Here is a 24,859-nt window from a genome sequence, read left to right as displayed (position 1 = left end):
CTTGGCAAGGGAAGCAAAGCTGTCGCAGGCCATAAATTCCCCGCTTTTTCGTGGGCGGGATTCGGGAGGCGATCTACATGTCGATTTTCTCGGAATCGAGATGCAAATCAATCAAGACGGGTCCGCTACGATGCGCAATCGCGGCGCAGGCCTCGTCCAGGCTATCAGGGTCAGTCACGCTCACCGTGGAAAATCCAAGCGTCGCGCAGGTCGCGGCAAAGTCGATGGTGGAAATCATCGAGATCTCGGTATCGAGGTTGCGGTTGGTGAGCTGCACATGTTCGGCGCCGTAGCTGCCGTCATTGCAGATGATGATGATAACGTCCGCCTTTTCGCGCACGAGCGTCACAAGCTCGCTCAGACCGGACAGCGCAAACCCACCGTCGCCCGCCACGAGGACCGTCGGACGATCCGTGACAGCCGTGGCTGCGCCGATGGTTTCGCCAAGGCCGCAGCCGATCGCGCCGAAATGCGACGTGTAGACCAAATCCGCGGGACGCGTCACCGGCATGTTCCGCCAAACGGTCGTTACAAAGCGCCCGAGATCGGTCACGAGCACTCGCTCCGCTGGCAGGGCCTGATGGAGACGACGCAGGGCCGGAGCCATGTCAACACACCCGTCTGCCACTGTAGCCGCATCCGGAATGCGCGCAAAGGTGTCCGCCTCCTGTGCGAGTTGCGCAGGCAGATCATTCGTCGCGCCGGAGGCGGGAATTTCCGCCATGTCCATGAGTTCCGTGAACGCACGCGCCGTGCCTGCGATATCCCCGATGAGGCGGAGCGTCGGCATGTCGAGGCGCGGGTTTTCCTCCGCATCAGGCAGGATTTGGACGACGCGCTTGCCCTTCGTATAGGCGCGCTCTTCCGTCGTGTGCTTGCTCAGGCTCGCGCCAAAGGCAAGGATGCAGTCGGACTGCATAATCACATCGGTCGCGGTCGGATGGCTCAGACCGCCACAGATGCCGATGTTGTTCGGTTCACCTTCAAAGAGGCCCTGTGCCTTGAGCGTCGTGGCCAAGGGCGCTTCCATCCGGTTCGAGAGCTCAATGAGCGCGGCGCGGGCCTCCGGCGTGCAGGCCCCGCGACCGGCGAGGATCAGAGGACGGCGGGCGGACGCCAGCATACCGGCGGCGTCTTCGAGGAGATCACCCGAGACAGGCGCGGTCGCCATGTCTGGCAGAGGCAGAGACGGCGCGGACGCTGGCAGGTTTTCCCACATCAGATCAACGCGCATGTTGAACACGACCGGGCAGCGACGGTGCGCGGCGATGCGGAAGGCACGCCCAAGGTCTTCGAGCGCCGTTTCGGGGCTGCGCATATCGACAAACTCTGCCCCCGCGCTCGCCACGACTTCGCGCTGGTCGATCTTTTGCAGGTGTTGCAGGTCGCCAGGACGCGTGTCGCCACAGAGCACCACGAGCGGGATCCCACCGCGGGCCGCTTCTGCGAGGGCCGTCACAACATTCGTCAGAGCCGGACCATGCGTGATTGTTGCGACACCGGTGCGACCGGTCGTCTGGGCAAAGCCGATGGCAGCCAAAACAACGTTCGCTTCATGGGTACAGGCGATGTAGCGACCGATGTTCTCATCGACATAGGTCTTCACCATGAAGAGGTTCGCATCACCTACGAGACCGTAGAGATGCGTGGTGCCGTTGGACTTGAGCGCTCTGGCTAGTCCCGCATGCAGTTTGATGTCTGTGGCCGTGTCTCTCATGAACTCGTCGCTGATCCGTTTGTGTTTGAGCCGACACTAGACCCAAGCTGATGGACACAAAAGTTCATTTTAATTCACTTATTAATTCCAAAATGGAACTTATTTTGGAGCGCGAAACCCCTCACTGCTTCACAGCCGCACTCCCTCGCCGAGAGGGCGACCAGTAGAATTATTTTCAAAAACGACGACTTAGAAGAAAGGCTTTTGAACAGTGGCTCTCTCAACCCCGGAACCGCAATCGGGCCAATTAGAGACAGATCAGCGAACAAGAGAGCGACTGATTTTGCTCTCGCGATCATCGTTTCCTGCCGCCAAAAGACTTTTGGAATCACCCCTTGCGACAAATCGAAAAGCGTGATTGTCTCAGAAATGAGAAAAATCTCTTTGCCTGCCTGTTTTTCTGGCAGCGCCTCCTGACACACAAAATCTCAAATGAGCGCCCCGTGGTAGAAACACAGATAAACTTCCAAGACATCGGAGCGCGACTCAAAGCTCACCGCCTTGGCCGCAACCTTTCTCCCGAAGATCTCGCGACTCGCCTGAACATCTCTCGCGCGGCTCTTTACCGTGCCGAGAAAGGCGAGATTGCGAAGATCGAGATGCTTTCGGCCATTGCCAATGAATTGCAAGTCTCCCTGCCAAGCCTCTTGGGCGTGGGTATCGAATATGTCGACAATGCCGTCAGCTTTTTTGAGCGCATGCGCCAAATCGAAGAGGACTGCGACCAGATCATCGGCCTCTTCAGCCCGATCTCCTATCTCGTCACGACGGACCGCTACGACGCCGTTCTCAAAGACGTTCTGAGCGAATCTGTTCCGAACTCCGAACATCAGGACATCGCGAAAATCCTCAATATTCTTGAGCAAAGAAAAGAGCGCTTCGCTAAAAGGCGCCCTCTTCTGGCATCGATCATCTCGGATGCAGACATCCGGAAGTTTCTCCGCGAGGGACTGGAGGGGAATCCGGAACTGCCGCCGGAGATTCGGGACCAAAGACGCCGTATGGCGCTTGCGGAGGTGGAGCATATCGTCGAATTGCTTCGCGCTCCGGACATCGGCGTCCAGATCGGCGTCGCACGCGAGCCGATCCCCTCGACCTCCTTCCAGATCATGCGTCAGGCCGGCCGCTCGATCCTCACGATCAGCCCCTTCCGCCTCGGACACAACCCGAACATCCGGATCGGCGTTGGCCTCATCACCTCCGCGCCCGAGGCGCTCGAACTGCATGAGGGCATTGCCGACCGCCTGTGGAACAGCTCTCTCAAAGGCCATGAGGCCGCCGCACATGTCGAGGCGCTGATCGCCAGAGAGGGTCTCAAGAGTTAAAATTTTGCACAAAAAAGCGCCACAAAAATAAAACAGTTGGTCAAAACTGAGTTTCGTCTCAATTTTTAGACTTTCCTGTTGACCTCCCCTGCGCTTTTAAGGGTCTATGCTTTCTATAACCAAACCTGACAACCGGGAGCGCATGATGCCTCAATCCAAACCTCTCCTCTCCGCCGTGCTGCTAGCCGGACTGGCAATCGCCAGCCCTGCCCTCGCTCAAGACTATGTGGCCCGTATCGGCCACCTCGAAAGCACACAGCAAAGCCGCCACGTCCACCTCGAGAAAGTGGCCGCACTTGTCTCCGAGCGCACGGATGGCGACGTCGAGATCCAGATCTTCCCGCAAGGCCAGCTCGGCAACCAGCGCCAGATGAACGAAGGTGTGCAGCTCGGCACGCTTGAGGGCACTGTCGCTCCGGCAGCATTCCTTGGCGGCTTCAACCCGCTGGTGTCGGTCCTCGACATTCCCTACCTGATTCCGGAAGACGCCGATAAAGCCGCCGCCCTGCGTGACGGCCCGTTTGGCCAAGCCCTGCTCGACAGCTTCTCCGACAAAGGCATGGTCGCGATTGATCTGTGGCCGAACGGCAAAAAGCAGTTCACCTCCAATGAACCGCTCGACTCGATCGGTGATTTCGCAGGCCAGAAATTCCGCGTGATGGACAGCTCGATCCTCATCGAACAGTTCAACGCCCTCGGCGCTTCCGCCATCGCGCTGCCGTTCGGCGAACTCTACACCTCGCTGCAAACCGGCGTTGTCGACGGCGAGGAAAATCCGCTCGATACTATCCGTGCGATGAAATTCTACGAAGTGCAAAAGAACCTCGTAGTGTCTGATCACGGCGCAATGGAAGATGTGATCCTCTTCAACCCGATGTTCTGGGAAGGTCTGCCTGAAGACTACAAAACCATCATCAAAGATGCGTTTGCCGAAGTGATCCCTGAGCTCACCGCACACAAAGCCGCTGCCGTTGAGGGCGCGCTTGAAACCATCAAGGAAGCTGGCACCAACGTGCGCGTCGCCGACACGGCAGAACGCGCCAAATTCCGCGATGCAATGTTCGGCCCGGCCTCTGCCGCCTATGTCGCAAAAACCGGCGACGCTGGCCAAGCGCTTCTGGACATCTACACCGAAGCCTCCGGCGACCTCTAAAACATAAGGGGCACGGCCCACTGTCGTGCCCCCGCGCTCCGCATCCGTCTCACTCGGGATGCGGAGCAGACTTTTCTCCGGTGATCGAAAGCCCTTCTCTCATGACAGCTCTCAATCTGCTCCGAACGGTCGAAAGAACCGTTCTCATCGCCCTATTCCTGATCATGGTGTTTCTCTACACCGGCTCCGTCGTGACCCGCGAAATCGGCGGCACCTTCGCCAGCCGCTTTGCCTGGATCGAGGAAGCGGTGCGGATCATGAACCTGTTTCTGGCGTTTCTGGCCCTCGGGCTTGCGCTTGAGCGGGGCAAACATGTCGGCATCACCAACATCCGCGACCGCCTGCCCGCACCCGCGCTGAAAATCCTGTTGAAATTCATTGATCTGGTCGGTCTCTGCGTGACCATCTACATCGCGTGGCTCGCGCTCGATCTTGTTCAATTCGTGCTCAAATCGGGCCAGAAGTCCCCCACTCTGGGCGTCCCGATGGGCTACATCTACGTTGCTCCCGTGGCTGGCTTCATTCTGTTGGGCCTGCGCTACGGGCTGAGCCTTCTGGGCCTCATCGACCGTTATCAGGAGGCGTCCGAATGATTTTCGCCCTCATCATCGCCCTCGCGATCCTGCTGTTGATTGCAGGGTTCGAAATGATGCTCGTGCTGAGCATCCCTGCCCTCGCCTATAAAGAAGCGTTCTACGCCCGCCTGCCCGACGCGGCTGTGGTGCAGAAGATCGTGGGCGGCATCGACCACTCCACGCTTTTGGCGATCCCGTTCTTCATCTTTGCCGCCAATCTCATGGGCTCCGGCCAGATCGCGCGCCAACTCATCTCCGTCGTCAAAGCACTCGTCGGCCACACCAAGGGCGGCATGGGCCATGTCGTCGTCGGCGGCAGCATGGCGTTTGGCGCGGTCTCCGGCTCCGCCCCCGCCACCGTCGCCGCTATGGGCCGTATGGTCTATCCGGAACTGCGTAAGGCGGGCTATTCCGACAAGTTCAGCCTCGGGCTTCTGGTCTCGTCTGCGGAAACCGCGCTACTGATCCCGCCGTCGATCACACTGATCGTCTATGGCTGGATCACCGGCACCTCGATTTCCAAGCTCTTCGCGGGCGGTCTCGCCGTCGGCCTCCTGCTCGGCTTCGCCTTCTCCGTCTACGTCCGCATCCAAGCGGCCCGCGATGGCGTGTCCCACGATGCACGCCTCCCATGGTCCGAGCGCTTCAAAGCGATCTGGGACGCGAAATGGGCACTCGGCATGCCCGTGATCATTCTCGGCGGCATCTATTCCGGCATCATCACCCCGACCGAAGCCGCCGCCGTCAGCGTGGTTTATGCAATCCTCGTCGAGATGTTCGTCTTCCGCGCACTCGATCTCAAAGGCCTCGCAAAGATCACCGAAGACAGCGCGGTGAATACCTCGATCATCTTCGTGCTTCTGGCCATGGGCGGGCTGATCTCCTTCTTCGTCACGCTCGCACAGGTGCCCAACGAAATCATCGGCTTTCTCGAAGCCACTGGCGCGGGCAAGATCACATTCCTGATCGCGGTCAACGTCCTGTTCTTTGTGGCGGGCATGTTCATCGACCCGAACTCGACACTCCTCGTGCTCGTGCCGCCGCTCTATCCGGTCGCCATGAGTTTCGGCATCGACCCCGTGCATTTCGGGATGCTCGTGACGCTCAACGTCAGCCTCGGGATGATCACGCCGCCCTTCGGCCTCGACATCTTCGTGGCCTCCTCGACGCTGAACAAACCTGTTGCGGACATCATCCGAGGGGTCTGGCCCTTTGTGCTGGTGAACCTGATCGTCCTCTTGCTGATCACCTATATCCCGCAAATCTCCCTCTTCATTCCAAAGCTGATCTACGGCTAATCCGAGGCAGACCAATGAACCACATTCCGACCACCGTGTCCGTCCCTGTTCCGCAGGGGCTACGGCCCCGCTGTGCCGAAGCCACCTGTTTCGTACGCTCCAACACCCCCGTAAACGGCGAATATCGCCTCCTGACACTTGATGCGCCCGAGGCCATTCTCGACTGCCAACCGGGCCAGTTCTTTCAGCTCCTCTGCCCGCAGCCCGACGGCGAGCACCCGTTCCTGCGTCGCCCGATGAGCATCTACGGTTATGACAAAGCGGAGGGACGGCTGGAGTTTCTCTACAAAGTCACCGGCGCGGGCACGCGCGGCCTTGCCACGTTGCGCGCAGGCGATGCCTTCAATGTGCTTGGCCCTCTCGGCCAGGGGTTCTCGATGCAGGATGACTGGCAAAACCTGATGCTGGTGGCGCGTGGCGTGGGCCTCGCCACCCTCGCGCCCTTGGCACGCATGGCACGGGAAAAGGGGCGCAAGCTTACTGCGATCTGTTCAGCCCGCAGCCCCGAACTGACGATGTCCGTCGATCTGTTTGAGAGCTACGGAGCCGAGGTGATCATCGTTCATGACAAGGACGGAAGCTCCACCCCCGAGGCGTTGCGCCCGCTGATTGAGGCACGCATCGCAAAGGGTGATGTGGACGCCTTCTACACGTGCGGGTCCTCACGCCTTTTGCGCCTGTTGCAAGACCTCGGCGAGACCCACGGCATTCCCGGTGAAATCGCCATGGAGCAGCAAATGGCCTGTGGACTCGGCATGTGCCAAGCCTGCGTGCGCAGCTTCCGCGTGGGTGGCCGCGTCATTCAACGCCGCGTCTGCCGCGAAGGCCCTGTGTTCCCCATTTCGGAGGCGATGTGATGAGAGACCTGCAAACCGTTGACCTAAGTGCCCGCGTTGGCGCGCTCACGTTCAAGAACCCGATCATGCCCGCCTCTGGCACATTCTCCGAAGACCTCGCGGATGTGTTCGACCTTGATGTGCTCGGGGCTCATGTTCTCAAAACCATCATGCATGGCACCCGCACCGGCAATCCGACCCCGCGCGTGTGCGACATGCAGGCGGGGATGATCAACGCCATCGGCATTCCGTCCAAAGGCATCGACTATTTCCGTGACGAGATGCTGCCCTACTGGGCGGCGTTCAACGCACCGCTTGTGGTGTCGATCTCCGCGCATTCCGTCGATGAGTTCGCGCAGCTTTGTAGCGAAGTGAGCCTCCCCGGCGTCACCGCTATTGAGGCAAACATTTCCTGCCCGAACATCGAAGCCGACGGCAACGCATTCGCCATGCGGCCCGACACGACGCATGAGGTCGTGACCCGCCTGCGCGCGGCGACGGACCTTCCGCTGTGGGCCAAACTGACACCGAACACCGGCGAACCGGTCGAAGTGGCCCGTGCGGCCCAAGACGCAGGCGCAGATGCTTTGGTCGTCGCCAACACCATGCTCGGCATGTCCATCGACATCGACACACGCCGTCCGCGTCTCGGCAACGTCATGGGCGGCATGTCCGGCCCAGCCGTAAAGCCCATTGCGCTCCGAATGACCTATCAATGTGCGCGCGCCTGCGACATTCCGGTCATCGGCTGCGGCGGGATTTCGACGCTAGAGGATGTTCTGGAATTCCTGATCGCAGGCGCAAGCGCCGTCCAAGTCGGCACCGCGACGTTCCAATCCCCGACCGTCATGGCGCGACTGATCACAGAGTTGGAGGACTGGATGACATCCCGCGGCCTTATCTCGCTCGACCAGATCATCAACACGCTCGAAGCACCGAACGCAGGGGTGTTCAAATGAAACACCACCGCACAGAAGAACTCGCGGCTCTGGCCACAGAGATGTTCGAGGACATTCGCACGCTGTCCTGTGGCGCGGCGGGTGTGAGCCGCCCTGCGTTCTCCGACGTCGAGACACAGACGCTCGACTACCTCGCCAACCGCGCCCGCGCCGAAGGGCTAAGCGTCGAAGAGGACGCCGGACGCAATCTCGTCTTCTCTCTGCCGCAACATGCGGACGCCAAACGCTATACCGTCATCGGGAGCCATGTAGACTCCGTGCCGATGGGCGGCAATTACGACGGGCTTGCCGGTGTGATTGCGGGGCTCATGGTGCTCATTGCCGCAAACCGTGGCCTGCGCCCTCTGCCCCGCCCTGTCCGCGTTCTCGCCATGCGCGGCGAGGAAAGCGCGTGGTTTGGCGCGTGTTATCTCGGATCGAAAATGCTCACCGGAACGCTGCCGGAGGCCGAATTCAACGCCCGCCACAAGGGCGATGGACGCCCACTGAGCGCGTATCTTGAGGCCCTCGGCATCAACACCGCCCCGATCAGCGCGCAGGAGCCGATCTGCGATCTAAGCACGATCGAGGCCTATCTCGAACTGCACATCGAACAAGGCCCGCTCTTGGTCGAGCGCAATATCCCCGCCGCCGTCGTCACCGGCATTCGCGGCAACTTCCGCCATCGCGATAGCCGCTGCGTCGGTCAGGCAGGCCATTCCGGCGCCGTGCCGCGCGCCTATCGTCACGATCCGGTTCTGGCCTTCGCCGAGCTGATGCATCGCCTCGATGGCACATGGCAACACCTGCTGAACACGGGGAAGGATCTGGTTCTGACCTCCGGCGTCGTCGGCACCGATCCGGCGCACCACGCGATTGCCCGCATCCCCGACACGCTCGCCTTTTCCCTCGACATCCGGTCGCAGGACGCTGAAACGCTCGACCAGATGCGCAGCTATCTCAAGGGCGAAATAGACGACATTGCCCGCTCTCGCGGCGTTCGCTTCGAGCTTGGCACAGAGGTTGCCGTTGCCCCTGCCCTCATGGACCCGACCCTCGTCTCCGGTCTGGAAGCAGCGATGGCGCAGGTCACGGGAGAGGCCTTTTCCATGGCCTCGGGTGGCGGTCACGATGCAGCGATTTTCGCGCAGGCCGGCGTGCCCTCCGGCATGGTTTTCGTGCGCAATCGCAATGGCTCTCACAATCCCGATGAGGCGATGGAAATTGCTGATTTCATGGTGGGAGTTGACATCCTTTCAACCTATATGGAGGCGGCATCATGAAGGAGCCTCGCGCTATGCCCCAAACCATGCCCCTGAGCCCCGAGACCCGCGACGATTTCGCGCGACGCACGGCGCTGGCGCTGCTCGACATCCATGCGGTCGAGGTCGCAGACGAACGGCCCTTTATCCTGTCGTCTGGGATCGCAAGTCCCGTCTACATCAACGTTCGCAAAGTGATCTCTGTCCCTGCGGTGCGTAAAAAGCTCATGGGCTTTGCCTCTGAAGTGATTGATGCCGAAATCGGTCGAGACAACATCGACGCCATCGCGGGCGCGGAAACGGCGGGCATCCCCTTTGCCGCATGGATCGCCGCACAGACCGGCCTGCCGATGCAATATGTCCGCAAGCGGGCGCAGGGATTTGGCCCAGAGGCTCATATCGAAGGACTTTGGGAAGCCGGTCAGCGCGTGTTGCTGGTCGAAGACCTGACGACAGACGGCGCCTCCAAACTTCGCTTCTGCGAGGCGCTTCGCGCGGCCGGTCTGGTCGTGGAAGACGTGTTCATGCTCTTCCAATACGACATCTTTCCCGAAACCCGCAGCGCCATGACCCGCTCCGGCATTCGCCTCCATGCACTTGCGACGTGGAAAGACATTCTCGACGTCGCGCGCGTGCACAACCGTTTCACCCCTGAAGAGCGCGAGATCATCGCAGCTTTTCTGGAAAACCCGCTTGAATGGTCCGCCACCCATGGCGGCGCCCGCAGCCTCACCTTCTGAACCCAGATGCTTTAAGGAGACACTGATGTTCACCTTCCTCCTCGATCTCACAACCGAAAAAGGCCGTGGCATTCACGCCTACACCGCCGTCGCCCGTGCCGCGTTCGAACGCGCGGTGGCAGAGCCGGATCACGCCGCCGCCTTCTACTTCCTCGCCACGAGCGCCGAGAACTTTGTCGACCTGCACGAACGTCTTCCGCTCTCGAGCGAAGAGCTTGAAGCCAACTTCAAAGCATTTGAGGCCGACATTCACGCTCTCGAAGAGAGCGCTGGGGACAGTCCCGAGAACCGGATCAAAGTGCTTAACGACATCGTTGTTGCGCGGATCAAAAAGACCCGCTGAGACCGGTCTCTAAAATCAACCGACACGCAAAGGCCCGCCCCTTTTCTAGGGACGGGCCTTTTGTTTTGATGTCAGCGCGTTCCATGCGCCGCACAGTCCGATCCGGCTCTGAAGGGTCAGGAATAGAGCGCGTACGCCTGCCGCAGAGCCTCCCCCGACAGACCGCTTCCAATCAGTGCGGACAGGAGAAGCCGCGCTTTAACCGCAGACAAATCTCCCGCGAGCACCGCGCCATTCCCTACGAGCGTCACGCCACCGCTGTCCTTGCCATAGATCGCCATCGTGCGTCCTTCGTGACAGCGCGAGGCGACAACCACCGGAATATCACGCGCCACCAGATCAGCAGTCGCAGCCGCAAAGCCCTTTGGCGCGTTGCCGCGACCGAAGGCAGACAGGACAAACCCCGACGCCCCAGCCTCCGCGGCGAGCGTCATCAGGCGCGGCGTGGTTCCAAGACCCATTGCGATCAACTCGACATCCGGATCGAGCGCATCTGTGCTCAGAGGAATGCGGTCATGTGCAGGGCGGGAATAGAGATAGACAGTGCCGTGATCGACCTCTCCCAACTTTCCGTGCCCGACAGAGCGGAAGGTATCAACGCGGGAGGTATGCGCCTTGGTCACATAGCGGCCACCATGGATATCGCCCTCGAACAGGATCACCGCGCCCACGCCCGTGAGCGCACCACTGGCGGCGGCGCAAATCGCGTCGAAAATGTTGCGCGGCCCGTCGGTGTCTGGTTGGCCCGCATGACGTTGGGCACCCGTAAAGACCACGGGCTTGTCGGAGGCCACAAGGAGCCATGCAAGGAAGGCACTTTCCTCCATTGTGTCGGTGCCATGCGTAACCACGACGCCATCGACGCGCTCGTCGGCCAGCACCTCATCAATCCGCACACAGAGGCGACGGATGGTGTCGAGATCAAGCGCATAGCTTCCTGCCGCCTCGAAATTCTCGACCGTCACCTCGATCCCGTCCAGGGGCGTGTGAAGGCTGGCCAACAAGGTTTCACCAGTTAGACCAGCGTTTACAGCACCGGCGGATTTGTCCGCAGCAGAAGCAATGGTCCCGCCGGTTGCGATCAGGGTCACGTTTTTCATAGGATTTTCTCTCAGCTTGCGCGTCGGCTTGTGCGGGCTTTGGAGGCGGCGAGTTCGACCAACTCGCCCCAACGGCGCACGACGTAATTGTGTTCGTCCATGGTGGAGTTCCAGATCGCCACATGGCGCGCGCGGTCCAGACGCGAGCCACCAGACCGAACCTGATTGGCGCGGATCGCCGGGCGGCCCGCGTTGTCATTGAGGACTTCTGTGGCCGGAAGTCCCTCATACCAATAGTTCCATTCGGCCTCGGACAGATGCGCGCGCACGCGGTCGGGCGCGCACATGTAATACCCTTGCCGCGCGACCACGGACCCTGCGTATCCGTCGAGATACCAGTTCAGCCAACCATAAGCACGATCGAGCGCCTCGCCTTCCAGATTACGGGAGAGACACATGCCCCCATGCCAGGCGCGATAGCCCTCGATGGGGCGGCATTGCCGGACCTGAAGTCCGAGACGTTTCATTTCGACAATAGTCGGCGACCAGATCGAGGCCAGTTTCAGCTCTCCGGACAGGAAGCGCTCCACCGGCTCCCCTGCACGAAGCCAGAACGGGCTCAGGTGGCCATTCATGATCAAAGCGCGGGCATGTTCCACAAGCTCGTCGATCTCTTCGACGGACATGTTGCCCATGTCTTCGAATTCCATTTGTCCGGAGGCGGACAACGCCAATGCGAGATCAAAAAGACCGATGGCCGGTTCATCCACGAGTGCGACACGGCCGGCCCATTTCGGATCGAGCAGCGCCGCCCAGCTCGTGACATCACGGTCCACATCGATATCGGAGGATTCCACGGCGAAACTGTCGAAGTTATAGAACGTAGGCAGCATCGAAATCTGACCCGTCGGGCTATCCGAGAGGGTCATGTCATGCTGGACGAACAGCCGGGATGCAGGCACATCGCCCATGCCGCGCCGCCCCTGCGATCCCGACACACGCGGGAACTCGTCCAGTTCGGACCAGTTGCGGATGCGCCGCGTTTCAATCGGCTGGATTGCGCGCCAATACCAAACAATATCGAGGTTGTGAAAACACTGGTCGTAGACATCGTAACTCGTCGGATCGAGCGCAGCGGTCCGTTGCGCGCTGTTGAAATCCATCTCAATGAATTCAAGCTCGAACCCGAGATCCGCCTCGGCGCGCTCCTTCAGGAAGCGCCACGGCTGAATCTCTGTCGTGAGGATGCGAAGCGGCTTTGCGGTCACGCAGCGGCCCTCACCGCAGAGATACCGGTAAAGGCGGCAAAAGAGCGGCGCACCTGATCCGGGGATATACCCTCCATGATGAAGACGAGACGCGACTGGCGCGGGCCTTCGGGCCAATGCTCCATATGTGTCGGGGCATGCACGAGGTGTTGAACACCATGCACCGCAATCGGTCGGTCCTCACCCTCTAGCGCCAAAATACCCTTCACCCTGAAAATCCTGTCACCGTGTTTATGCAGGAGCAGCGTAAGCCAAGTTCCGAACATAGTCCAATCGATAGCTTGTTCGATCACCAGAGAAAAACTGGTCACACCGAGCGCGTCGTCATGGTGGTGGGAGTGATGGCCGTGGGCGTGGTGGTGGGTGTGATCCGCGCAGTCGGGACCGCAGGCGTGATCATGATCGCCCTGCCCTGCAACAGGCGTGGCAAAAGTGGTCGGACCGAAGTCACCGAGAATGCTCTCAACACTGTCCAAGGTGGTCGCAATGCGGGCGGCGGGATTGATCCGCCCGAGACGCGCACGCAGTGCGGCCTCGTTTTCGGGATCGGCGAGGTCGGTTTTGGTGAGGATGATCCTGTCCGCTGCCGCGATCTGACGCACGGCTTCGGCGCGATGCTCGACCTGCAACTCGGCGTTTACCGCATCGACCGTCGTCATCACACCGCCATTGGTGAAATGCGAGCGCAACACAGGGTGCGCGGTCAGAGTTTGAAGCACCGGATAGGGATCGGCGAGGCCGGTGGTTTCGATCACCACACGGTCAAAGGCGATCTCCTCGCGGGCGCGCAGGCTGTTGAGGTTTTCAAGCGCATCCGCCACCTCCCCGCGCACGGTGCAGCAGATGCAGCCGGATTTGAGGAGCACGACATTGTCGTCGATGCGGTCGAGCAAGTGGTGATCGAGCCCCACCTCCCCAAATTCATTGATCAGAACGGCGGCCCCGTCCATTGACGTGTCGGTCAGCAACCGTTGCAGGAGGGTCGTTTTACCGGACCCAAGAAACCCAGTGAGAAGAACGACGGGCGTGGTCATCGCTGTTCCTCCATCCAGGACATCAGGTTTTCGTCGAGCGGATCAAACTCGCGCCCTGCGAGCGCCTCCGCCTCGGGCCAAAGGTGCGACAGCGCCTCGAACACGCTTGATCCGCCAGTGGGCGACGCGACCACGTAGGAGCGCCCCTGCCAGACGTCGAGCTTCAGACGACGAAAGGACAGAACGGCATTCGCGGCCTTGATCCGGCGGCTTTCTTCGGCACGGCGGGACTGGGTGTCATGGTTGCGGGAATAGACACCGGGACGCGCGATGGCGTTGGTCCAGTGATCGTCACATCCGAGAATTCCACATAGCGAGCACATCTGCGCCTCCAGTCCCAGTCATTGAGCGCGGCGGACAGAGCGCTCCCCGTCCGCCACAAGATCGTTTCCGGCTTAACCGCGCGGGAACTTTTTGTCGTAGTCGTCAGCCATTTCGTTCATGGTAACGAACTTCACACCTTCATGCGACGCCATGTGCTTGAACAGACGTTCGAGCATCAGCAGAACCTGCGGACGGCCGGAGACGTCGGGGTGAATGGTGATCGGGAACACAGCGTAATCCATGTTCTCATAAACCCAGTCGAACTGGTCCTGCCACATCTGTTCGATGTCGCGCGGGTTCACGAAACCGTGGGAGTTCGGGGACTTTTTGATGAACATCATCGGCGGCAGGTCGTCGAGATACCAGTTGGCCGGAATTTCGATGAGATCGGTTTCCTCACCACGCACCAGCGGCTTCATCCAGTCTTCCGGTTTCGCGGAGTAGTCGATCTTGGTCCAAGTGTCGCCAACGCGCACGCGATAAGGCGAGAAGTCGTTGTGCATCAGGGAGTGGTCATACTTGATGCCTTTTTTCAGAAGCATCTCGTTGGTGACGTTGGAGAATTCCCACCACGGGGCCACGTAGCCCGTCGGACGTTTGCCGGACAGCTCAGTGATGAGGTCGATACATTTGTCGAGAACGGCCTCTTCCTGCTCTGCAGTCATGGCGATCGGGTTTTCGTGGCTGTAGCCGTGAATGCCGATCTCGTGGCCGCGGTTGGCAACCTCTTTCATCTGCTCGGGGAAGGTTTCTGCGGAGTGGCCCGGAATGAACCAAGTGGTTTTGATGCCGAGTTTGTCGAACAGATCGAGCAGACGGATGGAGCCGACTTCACCTGCGAACATGCCGCGCGAGATGTCGTCCGGGCTGTCTTCGCCGCCATAAGAGCCGAGCCAACCAGCGACGGCGTCTACGTCGATGCCGAAACCTACCAGAATTTCTTTAGCCATGAGTGTTTTCTCCTGTTGTAACGTTATGCGTGGATGAGGGTGACCGCTTGCGGATCGACCCCGAGAGTGAGCGGTGTGCCGGGAACGAGCGCCTTGACCTCGGGACGGTCGGCGTGAACCTCGACGGCGATTTCTTGGTCGTTCGCGAGGCGAACGCGCAGGTGGCCAACGGCGCCCACGAGCTGGCGGTGCGACACGGTCCCTGCCAGATGCAATTCGCCAGGCGTGTTGAGCGGCGCGATGCGGAAGGCCTCCGCCGGAATGGCGGCGAGTTTCTCTGATCCTGTGCCAACACCCTCGATGACGCCAAGGGGTGTGTCCACTCGCCCCATGCCTGCGGCGCCCGCGCCGAGCGGAGTGCCTTCAATAACGGCATTAGAGCCAATAAAATCAGCAACAAACGGGGTCGCGGGGCGGCGATAGAGCTCGCGCGGCGGGGAAATCTGTTCGACGACGCCGTTCGACATGACGACGACGCGATCCGATAGGCCGAGCGCCTCGGACTGGGCGTGGGTCACGAAGATGAAGGTGATGCCCAACTCGCGCTGAAGCAGTTTCAATTCGTTCTGGATGATCCGGCGCAGGTTCGCGTCGAGTGCGCCGAGCGGCTCGTCCAAAAGCAGAATTTCAGGTTCGACCACCAGACCACGGGCAAGCGCGATGCGTTGGCGCTGGCCGCCCGACAGTTTATCGGCTTTGCGGTCGGCGTAGGCATCGAGATCGAACATGTCGAGGATGCGGTCCACCTTGCGGTCGCGCTCGGCTTTGGGCGTGCCTTTGATGTCCAGTCCGAAAGCCACGTTGTCACGCACGCTCATATGCGGGAACAGGGCGTAGTTTTGAAAGATCATGGACGTCGGACGCTTTTCCGGCGGGACGTGGGTCATGTTGTGGCCCATCATCATCAACTCGCCGTTCGTAATGTCCTCAAACCCCGCAATCATGCGCAGGGTCGTGGATTTGCCGCAGCCGGACGGCCCGAGGAAGGCGACGAATTCGCCCTTTTCGACCTGCAGGTCGAAGTCCGAGACAGCCACAGTGCCATCAGGATAGGTTTTGCCGACGGAGATCAGCTCGAGATCGTGGAGCATGCGCTCAGCCCTCGCTCAAAGTCGTTGAAAGGTGGGACAGGCTGCGCGGGAACATGCGCGGCCTGTCCCGAGGGGGAACATTAGGCGTTCAGGAATTCATCCCAACGCATGATGAGGTGGTCATACTCATCCGGCCACTGGTGCCAGTAAGCGACGTTGGACGCGCGCTCTTCGAGCGAGCCACCGTCACGCAGGTCACCCGGATTGATGCCGCGATCTGCTTCGCCAACCCACGGTTTGCCTTCGTACCAGAAGCCGTATTTGTCCGGATCCATCACGTCTTTGATGTTGATGGACGGGGAGTAGTAGCCCTGCTCGGTCACGGCGATGCCCGGCTCACCGGAGAGCCAGAAGTCGGCATAAGCGATGACAGCCTCACGGTTCGGCGTGCCTTTGAGCATCGACGGCCCGATCGCCCAGCCACGGTAGCCTTCTTTCGGCGTCGCGTATTTCGCGGGCTTGCCCTGTGCCTTCACAGCCATAACCGCCGGCTGCCATGCGTCACAGACGACCATCTCGCCGGACGCCATGAGGTTCACAAGCTCACCGAAGTCACCCCAGAGTGCACGGAACTGGCCGTCTTTCTTCTTGGAGATGAGGAACTTGGCGGCTTCGTCGATCTCGTCCATCGTCGGGTTGCCAGGGTTCTTGGCTTCAAGAAGACCGAGAGAGTTCATGGCGAGCACGGCCTGACCGATGGCGATCAGCGGGTCGACGTTGAGGCCAGATTTGCCTTTCCACTTCTCGTCAAAGAGAGCGGTCCAGGTGTTGGCTTCCTCGGCGGAGAGCACGTCCGGATTATAACCGATAGAGTCAAAGTTGTAGACGGCCGGCACCATGTAGAGCTGGGTCTGTGCTTCGTCGGCCCAAATCTGACCGGAAATCTGTGCTTTCGGATCCCACTTCGGATCGACCGTGGTGAAGGTCTCGCGGATACCGGCCCAGTTGGTGAGTTCAGACGCCGGAATGGTTTCCACGTTGTCGGTGGCGATCAGGGCCGGAAGACGCTCGGCGATGATTTCCCAGACGTCATAATCCGAGGAGCCGGACAGGATTTTGGTTTGCGCGTCCGGATAGGTGGACGGCGTGCCGGAGGTGGAGGTGATGCCGGAGGCGGCTTTGAACATCTCGAGGATGCGGTCCTGCACGGTCACAGACAGACCGGTGGTGCGCAGTTCCTGCTCCGCGAGGTTCTGAGCATAGGCCATACGCGACCACGGGTGCAGGCCGGAGCCGAGAGCCGTTGCGCCTGCGGCAGCACCGTATCTCAAAAAGGTGCGTCTGTTGGTTTTCAAAGTCATTAGTCTTTTCCCTGTTGATGACATGTTGAATTTCTTTGAAATCCGGGGCCGACCGGTTCGCCGCCCCCGGAGCGACTTAGTAGCGACCGGGGGTCAGCCCTCCGTCCACGGTGACGACCTGACCTGTGAGGTAGGAGGCATCGGAGGACGCAAGGAATTTGATGACATTCGCGATCTCGGCGGGCTCACCGAGCCGTTTCATCGGAATGTATGGAGAGGCGATGTCCGCCGCGTCCGGCCCGAGGCTATGGCCCGGGTTCAAAAGCTGCGCTGTGCGGATGTAACCGGGAGCGACGCCATTCACGCGGATGCCCTTGGCGGCGTATTCCACCGCAAGCGCACGGATGAGACCAATGGCGCCGGATTTCGCGGTCGAATAGTGGACATGTTCGTCCCATCCATAGTGGCTGCCCATGATGGACGAGAGGCAGATGATCGACGCCCCCTCTTTCATCGCGGGGAGCGCGGGGCGGATCACGCGCATCATGCCGTAGAGATCGACGTCGATGGTCTCGTGCCACTTCTCATCCGTCATTTCCGACATCGGCACGCGGAGCGCGATGCCAGCATTGGCAACGATCACGTCGATGCCACCGAAGCGGGTGTTCAGCCCCTCGACCAGGGCATTCGCGGCCTCGGTCGAGCGCACGTTGAGCGGCTGGAATTCCGCACTGCCACCTGCGGCTTCGATCTCGGCGACGACAGAGTTACCTTCGTCTTCGAGCACATCGGTGACAACCACATGATCGCCCATTTCGCCAAAGGCCAGAGCGGCGGCGCGGCCAATGCCGATACCGGCACCAGTGATGAGAACGACACGTTTATCCATTTGATCCATAACCATTTCCTGAATTCAGAGCATCACGTCGCCAGAGTTCGGGCCAAGCGTCTGGCCCACGAACAAAGCGGCGTCGGGGGAGATGAGGAAGGACACGACACCGCCCACTTCCTCGGGTTGGCCAAACCGGCCGAGCGGCAACTCAGACCGTTTGACGGCCTTCCAGTCATCGGACAAAGCCTCAACCAGCGGGGTGTTGATCGGCCCCGGCGCGACCGCGTTGACGCGCACGCCCTTGTCCGACACTTCGCGCGCCAGAGACTTGGTCATGCCGATGACGGCGGCCTTCGCTCCGGCGTAGTGGACGAGTTCGACGCCCCCCACCTGCCCCAGTTGCGAGGCGATGTTGACGATGTGGCCTTCGCCCTTCTCGAGCATCGCGGGGAGACACGCGCGGGTGCAGAGGTAGTTGCCGCGCACATGGACCGCGAAGATCTTGTCGAACATCTCCGGCTCGATCTCTGTGAACAGAGCCTGATGACCAAAGCCCGCGTTGTTGACGAGCACTTCCGGCGCGCCGAAATCAGTCGTGATATGGGCGACCATGGCGTTGACCTGCGCCTCAGAACTCACGTCTGCGGCATAGGCCTTGGCGGTGCCCCCCGCCGCCTCAATGGCGGCGACGGTCTGTTTGGCGGCGTCGAGCGTCAGGTCGTTCACGGCAACGGTGTGACCGTCGGCAGCGAGGCGTTGGGCGATGGCGGCGCCGATGCCGGAGCCTGCGCCAGTAACGAGAGCAATCATCATCCCTCCTCCTGACCTTTGAAGCGCGAGGCTTTGGACGTGAAGCGCTTCATCAGCAGGCCGTAGATGACCAGAAGCGTGAAGCTGAACAGCGTGGTCAGAACCCCGAAGGCAAAGAGGTTCGGATAGATCTCGACGGAGAACGTCCCGTAGATCGCCAGTGGCAGGGTAAGTTCACGACCGGCGGTGAACAGCGTCCGCGAGAATTCGTCGTAGCTCAGCGTGAAAGAGAAGAGCATCGCGGACAGAACACCAGGGAAGATGATCGGAAAGGTCACACGGCGGAACGTCTGGGCCGGGCTCACGCCGAGGGACATGGACGCCTCTTCGACGGTCCGGTCGAACCGGTTGAAGATGGCCAAGAGCACGAGGAAGGCGAACGGATAGGTGTAGACCACGTGCAGCACAAAGGAGGTGCCGAACCAGGCCCGCGAGATGCCGAGCGTGTTGGACAAAAGCGCCATCCCCAGACCGACGAGCACGCCGGGCACCATCATCCCAAGAATGATGAGGTAGAACGCAGGGCCGGAGCCTTTGAACTTAGTGCGGAAGGCTTCCGCACTCATCACGCCGAGGATCGTCGAGACAACAGTCGTCATGAAGGCGAGGATGATGGAGCGGATGAGGCTATCGCCGACCGGCAACTGCGACACACGCGAGGTTTCGGCCAATCCGAGGAGGTGTTGATACCAGTAGGTGGACCACTCGCGGATCGGGAACTGCGGGCCGCCGTCTGCGCTCTGGAAGGACAGGATCGCGAGAACGATCATCGGCCCGTAGAGGAAGAGGAGGAAGATGCCGGAATAGATGGCCAGCGTGGGGCGGAGGATACGGGATTCCATAGCTCACATTTCCTTTCGCAGATCGACGAGACGCAGGGCGAGCGCGATAACGGCGGTGATGATGATGGTGAGAACCACACCGGCCACAGCGGCGAAGGCCCATTTGAGGGAGCCGACCTGGCTCACGATGATGTTGCCGAGGAGGTTGACCTTGCGGCCCGAGAGCGACGCGGCGGTTGCGAATTCCCCGAGCACCATGACGGAGACAAAGATCGCGCCCACCATCACACCCGGCAGCGACAGCGGCAGGATGATGCGGCGAAAGATCGTGCCGAAGGAGGCCCCGAGATCACGCGCGGCCTCAATCACCGACGGATCGATCCGGCCGAGCATGAAGGTGATCGGTCCCACCATGAACACCACGTAGATCTGGGTCATGCCGACGAGGACGGAGAATTCGGAGAACAGCAGGAAGGTCAGCGGCTCATTGATGATGCCGAGCTGCATCAGGATCGCGTTGATCGCACCCTCTGTCCCGAGCATCGGACGCCATGCGATGACGCGGATCAGGAACGAGGTCCAGAACGGGATCACACAGGCCACCAAAAGCGCGGTTTGGAGCGTCTTGTTGCGCACAAAGAGCCCGATGAAGAGCGCGACCGGATAGCCGACCACGATGGTTGCAATCAAAACGATGGCCCAGATGCGCAGCGTGGTCCAAATCGCGCCGAGATAGGTCGAGGAACTGAGGAAGCGTTCCCAACTCGCGGTCGTCAGCGTGCTTTCAACGGTGAACGTGGTCTGGGTCCAGAAGGACACGTAAACGACCATGATCATGGGCAGGACCATGAAGAGGGCCATCCACAACAGGCCGGGGGTCAGCAGCGTGATCGCGCGGCGGCGATCCTTTTTCTCGCGCAACTGGGCGGGCGACAGGGATGTGTCGGACGGGGTGTCTGTCGACAAGGTCGTCATCAGGCGGCTCCGTGAAACTGGCGCACAGCATCTGGCGCAAAATGAAGGTCATAGCTCTCGCCTTCGACCAGGTCGGGAAGGCGCGGCTGGCTCAGGTGATCAATGATCTGGAGAAGGGTTCCGTCCTCGGCGCGGAAGAACGACAGAGCGGTCGGTCCGTTGAATTCGCCGGTGAGGTATTTGGCTTTAAGGTGCGGACGTGTCTCCGGCGCCTGCCCTGTTGCGCTGATGTCGATCTGGTCGAAACGGACGGCGATTGCCCCCTGCCCGACCGGACCTGCGCAGAGGCTCGCATCAAAGATGTTCCACGCATTCATGTGGCGCGCCGAGGCGGCATTGAGAGGCTCGGCGAAGAGCGTATCGGGCGCGCCGGTCTGAACGATCTTGCCGTCTGCCAGCACCGCCACCTTGTCACCCATCATGAGCGCTTCGGTCTCCGACCCTGTGACGTGCAGGAAGCTGACCTTCAGACGTTCTCGGATGGCCTTGAGTTCATCGCACATGCGGGAGCGCAAGTTGGCGTCGAGTGCGCCGAGCGGTTCATCGAGAAGGACGATCCGCGGCTCCGTGACGAGCGTGCGGGCGAGAGCGACGCGCTGACGCTGACCGCCGGAGATCGCGCTCACGGCACGGTGGCCAAAGCCCTCAAGCCCCACGAGTTCGAGCGCGTTATCCGTCCGCTCCTTGATCTCTTTTTCGTTCTTCACCGGTGCATTTACGCGGTGGCGCAGTCCGAACGCGACGTTTTCAAACACCGTGAGATGCGGAAAGAGCGCGAAGTTCTGAAACACGAACCCGATGTCGCGCAGGTGCGACGGCTGACCGTCGATCCGCGCCCCATTGATCGAGATTTCGCCCTGATCCGGCTCCTCAAAGCCCGCGATCAGGCGCAAGAGCGTGGTCTTGCCCGATCCGGACGCCCCGAGGAGGGACATGTAAGTATTTTCCGGAACAACGAAGTCGACGCCATCCAAGGCAATCGTTTCGCCGTACCTGCGGCTTACTCGGTTTAGCGTCAGCACTGACTTTCCCCTGTTTTCGATTTTCTTGATACAAACATCGATTCACAGGGCTTCGTAAAGTAAAAAATGATTTTTGCACTCAAAAATCGTCTTTAAATGACTTGGAGATCAGCGCCTACGATCCAAAATTCCCAATAAATCCGGATATATCTCGATTATTTGCCTATTTTTTTGACTCGATTTTTTGCTACAGGCTTTTCAATTCGGCTTTTGCACACAGATACAAACCACTTCCAACAGGCGCGATACCCGCATATTGTCGAGGGAGTTTTTGGACCCGAGGACGAGATGCCAGTCGCAGAACACACACATGAAGACCTCGACAAACGTGCGCCGCTGTTCGAGGTCGCGGCCGAATTCGTTCGGCACAACATCGCGCTCGGCCACCTCAAGCCCGGTCTCGTCCTGCAAGAAAGCGCCCTTTCAGAACGCCTCGACATGTCCCGTGCAACGCTGAAACGCGCCCTCGAAATCGTCGAGAGCGAGGGGTTGATCGAACGTTTTTCCGGCCGCGGCTTTGTCGTCTCGGGCGCGGGCGCAAAACCACAACGCGAGGACCTGCGCCAGATCGCACTGGACCATTCATCCCTCGATGACAGCGTCGGCAAACCGAGCTGGCTCCGTGTTTATGATGACGTCGCCTTCCACGTCACACGCTGCCCCGTGTTCGGGCGCTACAGGGTGTTCGAAGCCCAGATGGCTGAGGAATACGGTGTCTCGCGCACGATTATCCGCGACGTTCTGGGCCGCCTCCAAGAGCGCGGATTGGTCCAGAAGAGCAAGACATCGCGCTGGGTCGTTGAACCGCTAACCTCTAGGAAAATCAAAGATAAATACGAGCTGCGCAACATTCTGGAAGTCGCAGCCCTACAGTCCGCCAAACTGCCGCTCCAAGACATTCAGAAGCTTATCAGCGAGATAGATTCACTCTCAAAGCAGGATCAGGTCTCCGAGGATCAGTGGTTTGCGCTCGACCGGAAATTCTTCGAGCTGGTGGTTCTCACGACCCCCAATGAAGACCTTGCAGAGTACGCGTCCTCCAACCGCATCGCGCTAGAGGCGTGTCAGGCCGCTCTCTTTTCGCTCGGCCTTCCGCCAGACAAGCAATCGCTCCAAGAATTACGGCAGGTGCTCGAACTCGCGCTGTCGGGGTCAATCTCGGCGGCAACGAGCATGCTGTCTACCCATTTGGCCAAAGCGTCCGCCCGCACCATCGCACAGCTCAAGATCACGGCAATCATCGCCCCACCGCCAGATTTCCCGTCCTATCTCCAATTTTCCTGATCTGGCGCCAGTGCGCGACGGACGGCGAAATATGACATTTTCATATGGCGCGGATCTCCTTGTGACGGGAAACCGAGAGATTCGGACCAGCTGCGGCCCGAGATACGGGGCCCCCGCATGGTTGCGACGGGGCATTCAGAAATTTCTCTGAAATTCGTCGAAACAGGCACAGCTTCATAATTCATTTATATTTCTGTCACCAAACGGTGAAAAACCGGCGGCAGATATCCCCGCAAATGATTTTGGGGATACAAATGCTCGTAGTTGAGGACCTGTCAAAAAAGTTCGGACCGAACACCGCCGTTGATCGCATGACGTTCAAGGTTGATCGTCCCATGATGATTGGCATCATCGGGCGGTCCGGAGCGGGGAAATCCACCTTCCTGCGCATGATGAACCGCATGACGGACGCGACCTCCGGTGTTCTCGAGTTCGAAGGCCGTGATGTTCTCAAGCTGAAAAACGCAGACCGCCGCAAATGGCAGTCCGACTGCGCGATGATTTTCCAGCAGTTCAACCTCGTCCCGCGTATGGATGTAGTGTCGAACGTCCTGCATGGCACGCTCGGTCGCCGTTCGACAATTGCGACCCTCTTCAATCTGTTCCCGCGTGAAGACATCCACCGCGCCATCGACATTCTCGAACGTCTGGGCATCGCGGAACATGCCGCAAAACGCGCCGAGGCCCTGTCAGGTGGTCAACAACAGCGTGTCGCCATCGCCCGCGCGCTCATGCAGGACCCGAAGGTTATCCTCGCCGACGAACCGATTGCCTCGCTCGACCCGATGAACGCCCAAACCGTCATGCAGGCGCTGCGCCGCATCCATGACGAAGACGGACGCATGGTCATCGCGAACCTTCACACGCTCGACACGGCCCGCCGCTACTGCGACCGCATCATCGGTATGCGCGACGGGCGCATGGTGTTCGACGGAACACCTGAACAACTGACCACTGGTGTCGCACGCGACATCTATGGCGCCTCCGCAGACTTTTCCGAGGCGGCCACCTCCACCGAAATACGCGACCATCAGGGCCAGCGCCAAGCTGCACGCCCGATGGTCGACGCCTGACTTTTCCCTTTTCATCACAACCCAACGGAGACATCTGATGAAAAAGCTTCTCGCTGCTGTTCTGGCAACCACCGCACTGGTTGGTGCTGCTCAAGCTCAAGACCTCACCGAGTTCAACATCGGCATTCTTGGTGGCGAAAACGCCCAAGACCGTCTGGCGAACCACGAATGCCTCAAAACCTATGCCGAAGACACCCTCGGCGTTCCGGTTAAACTCTTCGCACCGGCTGACTACGACGGCGTGATCCAGGGCCTTCTCGGCGGCACCATCGACATGGCATGGCTCGGCGCATCCGGCTACGCGAAAACCTTCCTGACCGATCCGGAAGCTGTTGAGCCGGTTCTCGTCAAAGTGAACGTCGATGGCTCCATCGGCTACTACTCCATCGGTTTTGCCCGCAAAGACAGCGGCATCACCTCCCTCGACGACATGGCTGGCAAAGCTTTCGGCTTCGGTGATCCGAACTCCACCTCCGGCTACCTGATCCCGTCCATCGAGATCCCGCAGTACAAAGACGGCGTCACCATGGAATCCGGCCAGTACTTCGGCGAAGTCAAATTCACCGGTGGCCACGAGCAGACCATCGTTGCCGTGAACAACGGCGACATCGACGCTGGCGTGACCTGGGCTGACGGCCAAGGCGAATGGGAAGACGGCTTCAACTCCGGCGCTCTGCGCAAGGCTGTTGACGCAGGTCTCATCGACATGAACGAACTGACCGAAATCTGGCGCTCCAAAGAGATCCCGGAAGGTCCGGTTGTTCTCCGCAAGAGCCTGCCGGAAGACGTCAAAGTGAAAATGACGGCTCTGATCGAAGGTATGTTCGAAGCTGACAAAGAATGCACCTACAACATCTCCGCAGGTGAATCCCTCGGCTTCAAACCGATCTCCCACGAGAACTACATCTCGATCATCGAAGCACGCAAAGCGAAATCCAGCTGATCG

Annotated in this window: 26 protein-coding genes; 12 read left to right on the top strand and 14 right to left on the bottom strand. The window is 60.0% G+C overall.

Features of this window, described 5'->3' with window-relative positions:
- Window positions 1–73 precede the first annotated feature (73 nt).
- Window positions 74–1,717: a thiamine pyrophosphate-binding protein gene (locus LA304_RS15055; protein WP_224503986.1), complete on the bottom strand. Its 1,644-nt coding sequence runs from the start codon at window positions 1,715–1,717 to the stop codon at window positions 74–76.
- Window positions 1,718–2,160: 443 nt separating this feature from the next.
- On the opposite strand from LA304_RS15055, the gene LA304_RS15050 reads away from it, so the two are divergent.
- The 9 genes from LA304_RS15050 to LA304_RS15010 all read left to right on the top strand — a co-directional run bounded on the left by LA304_RS15050 (window position 2,161) and on the right by LA304_RS15010 (window position 10,187).
- Window positions 2,161–3,042, top strand: coding sequence for a helix-turn-helix domain-containing protein (locus LA304_RS15050; RefSeq protein ID WP_224503985.1), 882 nt, complete (start codon window positions 2,161–2,163; stop codon window positions 3,040–3,042).
- A 145-nt stretch (window positions 3,043–3,187) separates the two neighbouring features.
- On the top strand, window positions 3,188–4,195 hold the full coding sequence (locus LA304_RS15045) for a TRAP transporter substrate-binding protein (RefSeq protein ID WP_224503984.1): 1,008 nt from the start codon (window positions 3,188–3,190) through the stop codon (window positions 4,193–4,195).
- Between the two features lie 101 nt (window positions 4,196–4,296).
- Window positions 4,297–4,788: a TRAP transporter small permease gene (locus LA304_RS15040; RefSeq protein WP_224503983.1), complete on the top strand. Its 492-nt coding sequence runs from the start codon at window positions 4,297–4,299 to the stop codon at window positions 4,786–4,788.
- On the top strand, window positions 4,785–6,068 hold the full coding sequence (locus LA304_RS15035; protein WP_224503982.1) for a TRAP transporter large permease: 1,284 nt from the start codon (window positions 4,785–4,787) through the stop codon (window positions 6,066–6,068). Before LA304_RS15040 ends, LA304_RS15035 begins: the two co-directional genes overlap by 4 nt.
- Window positions 6,069–6,082: 14 nt before the next feature.
- Window positions 6,083–6,925: a dihydroorotate dehydrogenase electron transfer subunit gene (locus tag LA304_RS15030; RefSeq protein WP_224503981.1), complete on the top strand. Its 843-nt coding sequence runs from the start codon at window positions 6,083–6,085 to the stop codon at window positions 6,923–6,925.
- Window positions 6,925–7,863 carry a dihydroorotate dehydrogenase gene (locus LA304_RS15025; protein WP_224503980.1) on the top strand — a complete coding sequence of 313 codons (939 nt, stop codon included), beginning with the start codon at window positions 6,925–6,927 and terminating at the stop codon, window positions 7,861–7,863. Before LA304_RS15030 ends, LA304_RS15025 begins: the two co-directional genes overlap by 1 nt.
- Window positions 7,860–9,125 carry a Zn-dependent hydrolase gene (locus tag LA304_RS15020; RefSeq protein WP_224503979.1) on the top strand — a complete coding sequence of 422 codons (1,266 nt, stop codon included), beginning with the start codon at window positions 7,860–7,862 and terminating at the stop codon, window positions 9,123–9,125. The genes LA304_RS15025 and LA304_RS15020 overlap by 4 nt, the downstream gene beginning before the upstream one ends.
- The gene (locus tag LA304_RS15015) at window positions 9,122–9,844 is read left to right on the top strand and encodes an orotate phosphoribosyltransferase (protein ID WP_224503978.1); all 723 of its coding nucleotides are present in this window, start codon (window positions 9,122–9,124) and stop codon (window positions 9,842–9,844) included. The genes LA304_RS15020 and LA304_RS15015 overlap by 4 nt, the downstream gene beginning before the upstream one ends.
- A gap of 25 nt (window positions 9,845–9,869) precedes the next feature.
- Window positions 9,870–10,187 (top strand): hypothetical protein, encoded by a 318-nt coding sequence (locus LA304_RS15010; protein WP_224503977.1) that lies wholly within the window; start codon window positions 9,870–9,872, stop codon window positions 10,185–10,187.
- A gap of 116 nt (window positions 10,188–10,303) precedes the next feature.
- Here LA304_RS15010 and LA304_RS15005 read toward each other — a convergent pair whose 3' ends face one another.
- The 13 genes from LA304_RS15005 to LA304_RS14945 all read right to left on the bottom strand — a co-directional run bounded on the left by LA304_RS15005 (window position 10,304) and on the right by LA304_RS14945 (window position 21,967).
- Window positions 10,304–11,287: an asparaginase gene (locus LA304_RS15005; RefSeq protein WP_224503976.1), complete on the bottom strand. Its 984-nt coding sequence runs from the start codon at window positions 11,285–11,287 to the stop codon at window positions 10,304–10,306.
- Window positions 11,288–11,298: 11 nt separating this feature from the next.
- Window positions 11,299–12,495, bottom strand: coding sequence for an ABC transporter substrate-binding protein (locus LA304_RS15000; RefSeq protein ID WP_224503975.1), 1,197 nt, complete (start codon window positions 12,493–12,495; stop codon window positions 11,299–11,301).
- Window positions 12,492–13,529 carry a CobW family GTP-binding protein gene (locus LA304_RS14995; RefSeq protein ID WP_224503974.1) on the bottom strand — a complete coding sequence of 346 codons (1,038 nt, stop codon included), beginning with the start codon at window positions 13,527–13,529 and terminating at the stop codon, window positions 12,492–12,494. The genes LA304_RS15000 and LA304_RS14995 overlap by 4 nt, the downstream gene beginning before the upstream one ends.
- Window positions 13,526–13,852 carry a hypothetical protein gene (locus LA304_RS14990; RefSeq protein ID WP_224503973.1) on the bottom strand — a complete coding sequence of 109 codons (327 nt, stop codon included), beginning with the start codon at window positions 13,850–13,852 and terminating at the stop codon, window positions 13,526–13,528. Before LA304_RS14990 ends, LA304_RS14995 begins: the two co-directional genes overlap by 4 nt.
- Window positions 13,853–13,924: 72 nt before the next feature.
- Window positions 13,925–14,803, bottom strand: a complete 879-nt coding sequence (locus tag LA304_RS14985) for a polysaccharide deacetylase family protein (RefSeq protein WP_224503972.1) — start codon at window positions 14,801–14,803, stop codon at window positions 13,925–13,927.
- 23 nt (window positions 14,804–14,826) lie between these two features.
- Window positions 14,827–15,894 carry an ABC transporter ATP-binding protein gene (locus LA304_RS14980; RefSeq protein ID WP_224503971.1) on the bottom strand — a complete coding sequence of 356 codons (1,068 nt, stop codon included), beginning with the start codon at window positions 15,892–15,894 and terminating at the stop codon, window positions 14,827–14,829.
- An 80-nt stretch (window positions 15,895–15,974) separates the two neighbouring features.
- A complete protein-coding gene (locus tag LA304_RS14975) occupies window positions 15,975–17,195 on the bottom strand; it encodes an ABC transporter substrate-binding protein (RefSeq protein WP_224503970.1) in 1,221 nt (406 codons plus the stop codon).
- Window positions 17,196–17,271: 76 nt separating this feature from the next.
- Entirely contained in the window at window positions 17,272–18,033 is a 762-nt protein-coding gene (locus LA304_RS14970; RefSeq protein ID WP_224503969.1) for an SDR family NAD(P)-dependent oxidoreductase, read from the bottom strand.
- A 15-nt stretch (window positions 18,034–18,048) separates the two neighbouring features.
- Window positions 18,049–18,777, bottom strand: coding sequence for an SDR family NAD(P)-dependent oxidoreductase (locus tag LA304_RS14965; RefSeq protein ID WP_224503968.1), 729 nt, complete (start codon window positions 18,775–18,777; stop codon window positions 18,049–18,051).
- On the bottom strand, window positions 18,777–19,619 hold the full coding sequence (locus LA304_RS14960; RefSeq protein WP_224503967.1) for an ABC transporter permease: 843 nt from the start codon (window positions 19,617–19,619) through the stop codon (window positions 18,777–18,779). Before LA304_RS14960 ends, LA304_RS14965 begins: the two co-directional genes overlap by 1 nt.
- A 3-nt stretch (window positions 19,620–19,622) precedes the next feature.
- Window positions 19,623–20,534 (bottom strand): ABC transporter permease, encoded by a 912-nt coding sequence (locus LA304_RS14955; RefSeq protein ID WP_224503966.1) that lies wholly within the window; start codon window positions 20,532–20,534, stop codon window positions 19,623–19,625.
- Window positions 20,534–21,556 carry an ABC transporter ATP-binding protein gene (locus tag LA304_RS14950; RefSeq protein WP_224503965.1) on the bottom strand — a complete coding sequence of 341 codons (1,023 nt, stop codon included), beginning with the start codon at window positions 21,554–21,556 and terminating at the stop codon, window positions 20,534–20,536. The genes LA304_RS14955 and LA304_RS14950 overlap by 1 nt, the downstream gene beginning before the upstream one ends.
- Before the next feature lie 198 nt (window positions 21,557–21,754).
- Window positions 21,755–21,967, bottom strand: coding sequence for a hypothetical protein (locus LA304_RS14945; RefSeq protein ID WP_224504258.1), 213 nt, complete (start codon window positions 21,965–21,967; stop codon window positions 21,755–21,757).
- Here LA304_RS14945 and LA304_RS14940 point away from each other — a divergent pair.
- The 3 genes from LA304_RS14940 (at window position 21,893) to phnD (ending at window position 24,856) form a co-directional block, all read left to right on the top strand.
- Complete coding sequence (locus tag LA304_RS14940; protein WP_224504251.1) at window positions 21,893–22,840, top strand: GntR family transcriptional regulator; 948 nt, start codon at window positions 21,893–21,895, stop codon at window positions 22,838–22,840. The two genes, LA304_RS14945 and LA304_RS14940, sit on opposite strands and share 75 nt — an antisense overlap.
- A gap of 254 nt (window positions 22,841–23,094) precedes the next feature.
- Window positions 23,095–23,913 carry a phosphonate ABC transporter ATP-binding protein gene (gene phnC, locus LA304_RS14935; RefSeq protein WP_224503964.1) on the top strand — a complete coding sequence of 273 codons (819 nt, stop codon included), beginning with the start codon at window positions 23,095–23,097 and terminating at the stop codon, window positions 23,911–23,913.
- 37 nt (window positions 23,914–23,950) lie between these two features.
- The gene (gene phnD, locus LA304_RS14930; RefSeq protein WP_224503963.1) at window positions 23,951–24,856 is read left to right on the top strand and encodes a phosphonate ABC transporter substrate-binding protein; all 906 of its coding nucleotides are present in this window, start codon (window positions 23,951–23,953) and stop codon (window positions 24,854–24,856) included.
- Window positions 24,857–24,859 lie beyond the last annotated feature (3 nt).

This window comes from Celeribacter litoreus (assembly GCF_020165855.1).
GTDB classification, from domain to species: domain Bacteria; phylum Pseudomonadota; class Alphaproteobacteria; order Rhodobacterales; family Rhodobacteraceae; genus Celeribacter; species Celeribacter litoreus.
Note: the sequence above shows the minus strand (reverse complement) of the source record. Positions and strands in the feature narration are given on the sequence as shown.

Excerpts from the sequence above, each read along its gene's own strand:
- LA304_RS15055 (WP_224503986.1), bottom strand. The coding sequence starts at position 1,717 with ATGAGAGACACGGCCACAGACATCAAACTGCATGCGGGACTAGCCAGA.
- LA304_RS15045 (WP_224503984.1), top strand. The coding sequence starts at position 3,188 with ATGCCTCAATCCAAACCTCTCCTCTCCGCCGTGCTGCTAGCCGGACTG.
- LA304_RS15040 (WP_224503983.1), top strand. The coding sequence starts at position 4,297 with ATGACAGCTCTCAATCTGCTCCGAACGGTCGAAAGAACCGTTCTCATC.
- LA304_RS15035 (WP_224503982.1), top strand. The coding sequence starts at position 4,785 with ATGATTTTCGCCCTCATCATCGCCCTCGCGATCCTGCTGTTGATTGCA.
- LA304_RS15030 (WP_224503981.1), top strand. The coding sequence starts at position 6,083 with ATGAACCACATTCCGACCACCGTGTCCGTCCCTGTTCCGCAGGGGCTA.
- LA304_RS15025 (WP_224503980.1), top strand. The coding sequence starts at position 6,925 with ATGAGAGACCTGCAAACCGTTGACCTAAGTGCCCGCGTTGGCGCGCTC.
- LA304_RS15020 (WP_224503979.1), top strand. The coding sequence starts at position 7,860 with ATGAAACACCACCGCACAGAAGAACTCGCGGCTCTGGCCACAGAGATG.
- LA304_RS15015 (WP_224503978.1), top strand. The coding sequence starts at position 9,122 with ATGAAGGAGCCTCGCGCTATGCCCCAAACCATGCCCCTGAGCCCCGAG.
- LA304_RS15010 (WP_224503977.1), top strand. The coding sequence starts at position 9,870 with ATGTTCACCTTCCTCCTCGATCTCACAACCGAAAAAGGCCGTGGCATT.
- LA304_RS15005 (WP_224503976.1), bottom strand. The coding sequence starts at position 11,287 with ATGAAAAACGTGACCCTGATCGCAACCGGCGGGACCATTGCTTCTGCT.
- LA304_RS14995 (WP_224503974.1), bottom strand. The coding sequence starts at position 13,529 with ATGACCACGCCCGTCGTTCTTCTCACTGGGTTTCTTGGGTCCGGTAAA.
- LA304_RS14990 (WP_224503973.1), bottom strand. The coding sequence starts at position 13,852 with ATGTGCTCGCTATGTGGAATTCTCGGATGTGACGATCACTGGACCAAC.
- LA304_RS14985 (WP_224503972.1), bottom strand. The coding sequence starts at position 14,803 with ATGGCTAAAGAAATTCTGGTAGGTTTCGGCATCGACGTAGACGCCGTC.
- LA304_RS14980 (WP_224503971.1), bottom strand. The coding sequence starts at position 15,894 with ATGCTCCACGATCTCGAGCTGATCTCCGTCGGCAAAACCTATCCTGAT.
- LA304_RS14975 (WP_224503970.1), bottom strand. The coding sequence starts at position 17,195 with ATGACTTTGAAAACCAACAGACGCACCTTTTTGAGATACGGTGCTGCC.
- LA304_RS14970 (WP_224503969.1), bottom strand. The coding sequence starts at position 18,033 with ATGGATCAAATGGATAAACGTGTCGTTCTCATCACTGGTGCCGGTATC.
- LA304_RS14965 (WP_224503968.1), bottom strand. The coding sequence starts at position 18,777 with ATGATTGCTCTCGTTACTGGCGCAGGCTCCGGCATCGGCGCCGCCATC.
- LA304_RS14960 (WP_224503967.1), bottom strand. The coding sequence starts at position 19,619 with ATGGAATCCCGTATCCTCCGCCCCACGCTGGCCATCTATTCCGGCATC.
- LA304_RS14955 (WP_224503966.1), bottom strand. The coding sequence starts at position 20,534 with ATGACGACCTTGTCGACAGACACCCCGTCCGACACATCCCTGTCGCCC.
- phnC (WP_224503964.1), top strand. The coding sequence starts at position 23,095 with ATGCTCGTAGTTGAGGACCTGTCAAAAAAGTTCGGACCGAACACCGCC.
- phnD (WP_224503963.1), top strand. The coding sequence starts at position 23,951 with ATGAAAAAGCTTCTCGCTGCTGTTCTGGCAACCACCGCACTGGTTGGT.